Source organism: Fibrobacter sp. (assembly GCF_017545445.1).
Classification (GTDB): domain Bacteria; phylum Fibrobacterota; class Fibrobacteria; order Fibrobacterales; family Fibrobacteraceae; genus Fibrobacter.
On sequence record NZ_JAFWOM010000050.1, the window covers coordinates 1 to 7999 of the forward strand.

The following is a 7999-nucleotide window of genomic DNA, read 5'->3' on the forward strand; positions in this document are numbered from 1 at the left end:
TAATTTGCGGAGAAAATTTGAATACCTTTCGCGTAGTTCAGCGTCCACAGTCCCATCAAGCACGCAAAAAGACCTATCAAAATGAGGCGGTAGAAAGTTCGGTCAAACCCGACAACGCAACATCCTGTGATAAAAGCGATCATCCCGAAGAACATCAGGAATATGCCTATCGAAATAGAATAGGAATTGCTAGCAAAGTAATCCGTCATCCCGCCGACACGTAAAAGTTCAACTGACGTAATCGACTTTGCCGCAGCCAATTCCGTCACAACCGTCACCAAGCGGATGGTATGATGATCCAAATTTTCGGGCATGTTCACCATGTGAATCCCGCTGCCCACCAGTTTTCCTTGCTCATAACGGTCAAAGCCGTAGCGATAATAGCAAGTACTATCGACATAAACCGCCAGCGCGATATGATAGGCATGAAAACGGAGCGTCGTCGGCAAGGGAACCGAATCCCCCCTCATATTCCGTTCATAAACAATGGTATCCCCCGGCTTTATCCTTTTAGGGATGCGGAAATTCGATATGTGCTTTAACGGAGGGAGGCGGACATCCAAAAATGAAACGGACCAACCGCCGTCGAGAGGAATACGATTATCCTGCAAACCATCGCAACAAGCCCCGTTAAAACTCAAGACTAGCAAAAAAACAATTGCAGCCGAAAACAGCGCAACCATAATTTTTGGAAGTCTTTTTTTCAAAATCATCAACACATTAATATATAATATGTAAATGTAACAGAAAACGAAACTTATTTTTTTCGTACCCAAATCTGAAATTCGGTCGGAAAGTCATTTTTTTCGTCAGCTTGGAACAGTTCTTCGCTTTCTTTTGTGAATTCAGACTGCCATTCCGGGAAAAAGACATCGCCATCCACATGGGCAAGGACTTTCGTGAAGTAAAGTTTCTCGACAAGTGGCATCGCCTCGCGATAGACAGCGGCGCCGCCGATGATAAAACATTCGGTCTCGCCGGCGTTGCGGGCAGCCTCGATAGCCTCCCCAAGCGACGAACAGACGATGCAACCGGGAGCTTGGAAATCCTTGTTGCGGGTGAGCACGTAGTTCGTGCGGTTCGGGAGCGGACGACCAATGTCTTCGTAGTTTTTGCGACCGAGGATGATGGCATGCCCCGTCGTGATGGCCTTGAAGCGCTTGAGGTCCTGCGAAAGGTGCCACGGCAAGTGCCCATCGCGCCCGATGACATTGTTTTCAGAAACAGCTACAATTGCGGAAATAAGCATAGTAAGTGGTTAGTGGTTGGAGGTTAGTAGACAGTAGGAAGTAGGAAGTTAGAAGTTGGAGGTTAGAAGTTGGAAGTTGGAGGTTAGAGGTTGGAAGTTGGAGGTTAGAAGTTGGAGGTTAGATGTTAGAAGTTGAATGTTGGAAGAATTTGTCATCCTGGAGGGAGCGTCGCGACCGATAGAATCCAGTGATTTCTAGTGATTAGTGGTTGGTGGTTTGGAATGCAGTAAAGATGTTCTAATAGCAATTCCTGTTTACTAACCACTGCTTACTAACCACTTAATATATTTCCTGTTTACTATCCACTGCATACTAACCACTTCCTACTGTCTACCGACTACTTCCTACTACCTATGATGATACGGGTGGTTTTGCATGACCATCTGGACGCGGTAGAGTTGTTCTGCGGTGATGATCCGTGCATGATCGTGGGTGAACGTCAAAGGAGACAAGCTCAAGAGCAAGTCCGCCGTCTTTTTCAAATTCTCGTCGATGCCATACGCCGATCCAATCAAAAACACAATGTTTCCCGGAAAACGCGCCGAAAGCGTATCGGCAAGCTTCACCGTGTCCATGAGCTTCCCCTCTTCGGACAAGATGACGCGCTTGTATTCGTTCCGCGGGAACTTCTTTTCAAACAACGCGGCCTCCTGCGCAAGAGCCTGAGCGTGGTCGTCGAGCTTCGATTCCTTGAGTTCCACCACTTCAAGAGGCTTTGCGGAACCACGCAAACGCTTCACGTACTTTTCCACTTCGTCTGCGATAAGCGGCGACCCCGCACGACCAAAAACAGCTAGAATCCATTTCATAGTTAGACTATAGATTTTAGACGAAAGACGAAAGACGAGAGAAAAATAATCGCGACTTCGTCGCCGAAAAATTAATTTCATTCTTTCTTCTAAATTTCATTAAAACCTCTTTCGTCTCTCGTCTGTAGGTGCGAAGCACCGTTCTCTCGTCTAAGCTACCGTCCTACCGACAGGCGGTCGATGAGGAACGAAGGCATTCCGGCTTTTTTCATGCGGTTCTGCGTTTCGCGGATGTCGTACTCGACGCGGATGAGACGCACGCACTTGGTCTCGGTATCCAAGAGGCACCAGCATGCACGCGGGTCGCGGTCGCGGGGCTGTCCCACGCTGCCGACGTTCACCAGCAAGCGTTCCGTATTCGCAATCACGTACTCGTACTCGTCCAGAATCTTCGGAATCGCCAAGGGGCGGCTCGCGATGATGACTGGGCTGTGCGTATGTCCCACGAAGCAGTAACGCCCCGAAAAATGGTCAAACGCGTTCAAAGCCTCTTCAAGATCGCTTACATAGACCCAATCTGCCGGAGACAAGGGCGACGCATGGACAAAACAAATATCGTTTTCTTCGTGGATGTACGGGAGCGAACGGATGTACGCGACAGAATCCTTGGACAAGTGCTTTTGCGTCCAGTCAATCGCCTGCTTGGCGTAAGGGTTGAACCCCGCACTAGACTCGTATTTGACGGCCACGCTGTCGTGGTTCCCGATCAAGCAAAAATCCATATTTTCGCGAACTAAATCGACACATTCATCCGTATCGGCACCATAACCGACAATATCTCCAAGACACGCTCTCCGTTCAACGCCATTATCGTGCATGGATTCAAGAACAGCCTTGAATGCAGTGGCATTGGAATGGATATCAGAACAAATACCGTAAAGCATACCCGTAATTTAGAAAAACAATTTTAAGTAAGTAGCGAAATAGCGCACTTTTACTAAATTTGTAGGCGTATGGTAGTCATTCAAGACAAGATGAAGGTGAGCATTGCCTACACCCTCAGAGAAGGTCGCCGGATTCTCGAAGAAGTCCCGGCATCCCAACCGTTCGTGTATATCCACGGTTACAACAACATCATCCCCGGCCTTGAAAACGCATTGACAGGGCGCCACTTGGGTGAAAAGTTTACAACATTCATCCCTGCAAAACTAGGATACGGCGAATACCGCCAAGATCTTATCCTTACAGTTCCCAAAGAAGAACTCAGCGAAATCGGGGAACTTTGGCTAGGCATGGAACTCAAAATGTTCCAAGACAACGATATCCGCGAATTCCAGTTGCCGGACACTGCCGACGAGTTTGTCGATGACTTGAATCTGGACGACGACGACCAGAGCGATGGAATCTATACCATCAAGGAAATTCTCGAAGACACCGTTATCGTTGACGGCAACCATCCGTTTGCAGGCAAAGACTTGACTTTCAATGTCGAAGTCATCGATATTACGGAATCGAGTTTTACCGAACAGGAATCCGGATTCCCGGACGAAGACGATTATGACGATTACGATAGCTACGACAGTTTTGACAATCGCAGCGACGACAATTTTGATTCAAACGAAAGGAGATGGCGCTAATGGCATCGATGGATGAACTCAAGAAAGCTGCAGGCGTTCGTGCCGCAGACATGATCAAGGACGGAATGACAGTCGGGCTTGGCACTGGCAGCACGGCGGCCCACATGGTGAACCGCCTTGCCGAACGCATCAAGAACGAAGGAATCCACGTCGTTGGCGTATCGACCAGCTGGAGCACGACACTCCAATGCCGTAGCCTCGGTATCCCGCTCAAGGAAATGGGCGAAGTCAGCCACCTCGACATGGTCATCGACGGCGCCGACGAAATCGACCCGAACCGAAACCTCATCAAGGGCCGCGGAGCCGCTCACCTCCTCGAAAAGATTGTCGCCTCCATGACGGACAACTACGTCATCATCGCGGACAGCGGCAAGGCAGTGCAGCAACTCGGCACCAAGTTCGCGGTTCCTCTCGAAATCATCCCGGGCGCGATCGCAGTCGTAACAGAACGCGTTAAAAAGCTCGGCGGCGAAGTCAAAGTCCGCATGGGCGCTCCAGGTAAGGACGGCCCGGTCATTAGCGATTCCGGCAACCTCATCGCTGATGCGAAGTTCGCCCCCATCGCAGACCCGGACAAGCTTGCCCGCGACCTAGAACACATCGTAGGCATCGTCGGCCACGGCCTCTTCATCGGTATGGCAACGAAGGTCATCCTCGCTGACGAAACCAAGGGCTTGATTGAATTTTAGCAACAGACGTTTATCTGTAATCATCGGTCTATTCTATATTTTTTCACATGAATATCATTGAAACTTTGAATGCAGCGGGCCAGCAGGAATTGGCCCAACATTTTGAAACATTGACGGGCGAAGCCCGCGCAAATCTTGAACGCGACATTTTAAGCCAGGACTGGCAAGAACTGAAAGCGTTGCACGCCGAGAAATCCGCAGCCAGCTTGAGCGACAACGTTTCTGCAGACCTCACGCCGATGCCGTGGAAACTCGCGACCGACGATCTCCGCTACGATTTCTGGAAAGAGACTGGCGAAATTCTTTTGGGCAAGGGTCAAGTCGCTGCATTTCTCGTCGCAGGCGGACAAGGCTCCCGCCTCGGTTTCGACGGTCCGAAGGGCATGTTCGACATCGGGCTTCCGAGCCACAAGAGTTTGTTCCAACTGCAAGCAGAACGTTTGCGCAACTTGGGCGCCCGCGTGGGGCACGCCATTCCGTGGTGCATCATGACGAGCCCGCTGAATCACGCAGCGACAGTCAACTTTTTTGCAAAAAACAATTTCTTTGGATTGAACCGCGAAGACATCCGATTCTTTGAACAGGGAACGATTTGCGCCCTCACCGCAGATGGCAAGGCAGTCCGCGATGGCGAAGACCATTTGGCGCTTGTGCCCGATGGAAACGGCGGCTGCTTCCGTGCACTCGCCCAAAGCGGAACGCTCGCTTGGCTTGTGGAACGTGGCGTACAGTACGTGTTCCTCTACAGCGTCGATAACGCACTTTGCCGCATTTGCGACCCGGCATTCATCGGAGCGCTTGCCGAAAAAGGCAGCATGCTCAGCGCATCGAAGGTCGTGCACAAAGCCGGCCCGAACGAAAAAGTCGGCATTTTCGCCTTCCAGAACAAGAAGCCGGGCGTTGTCGAATACAGCGACCTCCCAGAGAACTTCCGCGACATGACGAACGCCGATGGCAGCCTCACGTTCGACGGCGGCAACATCGCCATTCACTTGTTTAAAATCAGCGGACTTCGCAAATTGCAGACGAGCAAGCTTCCGTGGCACACAGCAAGGAAAACCGTTTGCGGCATCGAAAAATGCTTCAAGTTCGAACAGTTCCTCTTTGACGCATTCCCGCAGCTCGGCTCCATGCTTCCGTTCGGCGTTGTGCGCGAAGAAGAATTCAGCCCCGTCAAGAATGCCGAGGGCAACGATTCTCCGAAAACAGCCCGCATCATGATTGGCAAGCTCCATCGCGAATGGCTCCGCAAGGCGCACGTCAAGATTGACGAGAAGAAGTTGTACGAGATTTCGCCGACCATCAGCTACGCGGGCGAAGGACTCAAGCAGAGCGTCTTTGACCGCGAACTCGGCAGAAATATTCTGGAATTTGACGAAGAATAAGCTTGTTTTTGCGCTTTTTTGATACCAAATCGCTCTTTTTCGGCATTTTGGTATCACATTCTTTACTTTGTTCAATAAAAAAAGGACCAATTGACAAGCACTAGTGATACCAAATAAAGCATTTCTTGCTTTTTGGTATCATTTTTTTCAGAAATCCGGCCTTCATTTGCACAAAAAACGATTAATTTGTATAAAGAAAATGATACCAAATTGGAGTTTTCGGCTCATTTGGTATCATTTTTTCGCATTTTACGCCCTTTCAGCGGGCATTTCGGCAGGCTGAGAGCACTGCGGCGGGCTCAGCGTTCTGAATTACAATCTCTTGAGCACTGCGGCGGCGTGGTGGATGAAGCCTTCTTCGTTCGCCACGACAGCGATGGCCTTCGCATTCTTCTTGATAGCCTTTTCGGAGTACTTGATGATGCTCATGCGCTTGAGGAAATCATAGACGCCAAGCGGGCTGAAGAAGCGACCCGTGCCGTTTGTGGGGAGCACATGGTTCGGACCTGCAAAGTAGTCGCCCACCGGTTCAGAAGACCACGGACCAATAAACACGGCACCCGCATTTTCGATCTGAGCAGCCATCGATTCGGCTTCATCCGTCATGATTTCCATGTGTTCCGGAGCAATAGCGTTTGCAATGGCAACACCGTCGAACCAGTCCTTCACCACGAGGATTCGACCGAAGTTGTCGAGCACCTTCGTGAGGAGTTCTTTCTTCGGGGAATTTTCCACCTGGATATCAACGCATTCGCTAATCATCTGCGCGGTTTCCATGTTATCCGTAATGCAGATGGCGGCTTCGAAACCGGAACCGTGTTCAGCCTGGCTCAAAAGGTCGGCAGCGACAAAGTCTGGATCGCAAGTGTTGTCGGCGAGCACGAGCACTTCGGACGGGCCTGCCACCATGTCGATATCGACAATGCCAAAAACTTCTTTCTTCGCGACTGCAGCAAAGACGTTACCCGGACCCACAATCTTATCGACGCGTTCCACGACGACCTTGCCCTTGCCATCCTTTGCACCGTAAGCGAGCATGCCGATAGCCTGAGCGCCACCGATGTGATAAACTTCGGTAATACCGAGTTCGCAAAGCACAAATGCCACCGCGCGGTTGATTTCGCCCTTGATCGGAGTCACGACAACGATGTCCTTGACGCCAGCGACAATAGCCGGAACCGCATTCATAATGACCGTGCTCGGATAAATTCCTGCACCACCCGGAACGTAAAGGCCCACGCGCTTCATCGGGCGGATACGCTGACCGAGAACCACGCCGTCCTTCCCTTCCATGAGCCAGGAATCTTCCATCTGGTTCACATGGAAATCGCGGACGTTCTTAATAGCCTGCTTCAAAGCACGCTGCATTTCGGGCGGGCACTTGGCGGCAGACTTCTTGATTTCGGCTTCAGACACGCGAAGGTTCTTGCCTTTGAGACCATCGAACTTCTGAGCGTATTCAACGGCCTTCGCATAACCGCCGTTCTTGATATCGGCGAGAATGTCCATGACCTTGTCATGAATTTCCTTGCTCGGGGCAACTTCACGACCGCAAATGCGTTCAATTTCTTGAGACTTCGGAGTCACTTTTACGATTTGCATTTTATCAGACCTCTATTAAAACTTTATTTTGTTCCAGAAGCAGAACCCACATCAATGTGCTTGTAAGCGTTTGTAATAACCTTATCTTCGATCAAAATTTTGTACGTAAGGCCATCGACAAAGGCTGTCCAGCAAGCGGCAATGATGTTGCTCGAAACGCCGACCATGTTCCAGTAGCCGTGTTCATCGCCAAACGTCGTCCACACGCGAACCGTCGCATCAGACGCCACGTTAGAACCAAGCACGCGCACCTTGAAGTCATCCAAGCGCACGCTTTCCATGCACGGGAAGAACGGCAAAAGCGCCTTGCGGAGGGCGGCATCAAGTGCGTTCACCGGACCGTCGCCTTCGCTCACCTGATGGCTAATCTGATCGCCCACCTGAAGTTTGACCGTCGCTTGCGACACAGAAACGCCCTGCGGCGTTTTATCTTCAATCACGCGGTAGTTCAAGACCTTGAACGGTTCCTTGACCATTCCCAAGTGGCGATAAACGAGTAACTTGAAGCTTGCTTCGGCACTGTCGAAATGCCAGCCCGCATTTTCACGTTCCTTGATTTCCTTGAGGAGGCTTGCCACCAGCGGATCTTTCTTGTCGATACCCGGCTTGATGGCCTTGAGCTTTTCGACAACGAGAGAACCACCGGCCTGGTCGCTTGTCACGAACACGCGGTCGTTGCCCACGGAA

General features: G+C 50.8%; 8 protein-coding genes and 1 pseudogene. 3 read left to right on the plus strand and 6 right to left on the minus strand.

From position 1 onward, the window contains the following. The 4 genes and pseudogenes from IKG78_RS05810 to IKG78_RS05825 form a co-directional block, all read right to left on the minus strand. A pseudogene (locus IKG78_RS05810) lies at nucleotides 1-683 on the minus strand (GGDEF domain-containing protein); the annotation flags it as partial. Nucleotides 684-757: 74 nt separating this feature from the next. Beyond that, nucleotides 758-1249 carry a dihydrofolate reductase gene (locus IKG78_RS05815; RefSeq protein WP_290940775.1) on the minus strand — a complete coding sequence of 164 codons (492 nt, stop codon included), beginning with the start codon at nucleotides 1247-1249 and terminating at the stop codon, nucleotides 758-760. A gap of 348 nt (nucleotides 1250-1597) precedes the next feature. Then, nucleotides 1598-2059 (minus strand): 23S rRNA (pseudouridine(1915)-N(3))-methyltransferase RlmH, encoded by a 462-nt coding sequence (locus tag IKG78_RS05820; protein WP_290940778.1) that lies wholly within the window; start codon nucleotides 2057-2059, stop codon nucleotides 1598-1600. A 155-nt stretch (nucleotides 2060-2214) separates the two neighbouring features. Continuing rightward, the gene (locus IKG78_RS05825; protein ID WP_290940781.1) at nucleotides 2215-2943 is read right to left on the minus strand and encodes a metallophosphoesterase family protein; all 729 of its coding nucleotides are present in this window, start codon (nucleotides 2941-2943) and stop codon (nucleotides 2215-2217) included. Nucleotides 2944-3012: 69 nt separating this feature from the next. On the opposite strand from IKG78_RS05825, the gene IKG78_RS05830 reads away from it, so the two are divergent. From IKG78_RS05830 to IKG78_RS05840, 3 genes are read left to right on the plus strand one after another with little or no spacing between them, the layout of a single operon-like run. Next, nucleotides 3013-3636 carry an FKBP-type peptidyl-prolyl cis-trans isomerase gene (locus IKG78_RS05830; RefSeq protein WP_290940784.1) on the plus strand — a complete coding sequence of 208 codons (624 nt, stop codon included), beginning with the start codon at nucleotides 3013-3015 and terminating at the stop codon, nucleotides 3634-3636. Next, nucleotides 3636-4325 carry a ribose-5-phosphate isomerase RpiA gene (gene rpiA, locus IKG78_RS05835; RefSeq protein ID WP_290940787.1) on the plus strand — a complete coding sequence of 230 codons (690 nt, stop codon included), beginning with the start codon at nucleotides 3636-3638 and terminating at the stop codon, nucleotides 4323-4325. The genes IKG78_RS05830 and rpiA overlap by 1 nt, the downstream gene beginning before the upstream one ends. Nucleotides 4326-4372: 47 nt before the next feature. Then, nucleotides 4373-5710 (plus strand): UTP--glucose-1-phosphate uridylyltransferase, encoded by a 1338-nt coding sequence (locus IKG78_RS05840; protein WP_290940789.1) that lies wholly within the window; start codon nucleotides 4373-4375, stop codon nucleotides 5708-5710. Between the two features lie 312 nt (nucleotides 5711-6022). Here IKG78_RS05840 and hisD read toward each other — a convergent pair whose 3' ends face one another. Then, nucleotides 6023-7312 (minus strand): histidinol dehydrogenase, encoded by a 1290-nt coding sequence (gene hisD / locus IKG78_RS05845; protein WP_290940792.1) that lies wholly within the window; start codon nucleotides 7310-7312, stop codon nucleotides 6023-6025. Nucleotides 7313-7335: 23 nt separating this feature from the next. Next, on the minus strand, nucleotides 7336-7999 hold a 664-nt coding region (locus IKG78_RS05850; protein WP_290940795.1), incomplete at its 5' end, for an alpha-isopropylmalate synthase regulatory domain-containing protein.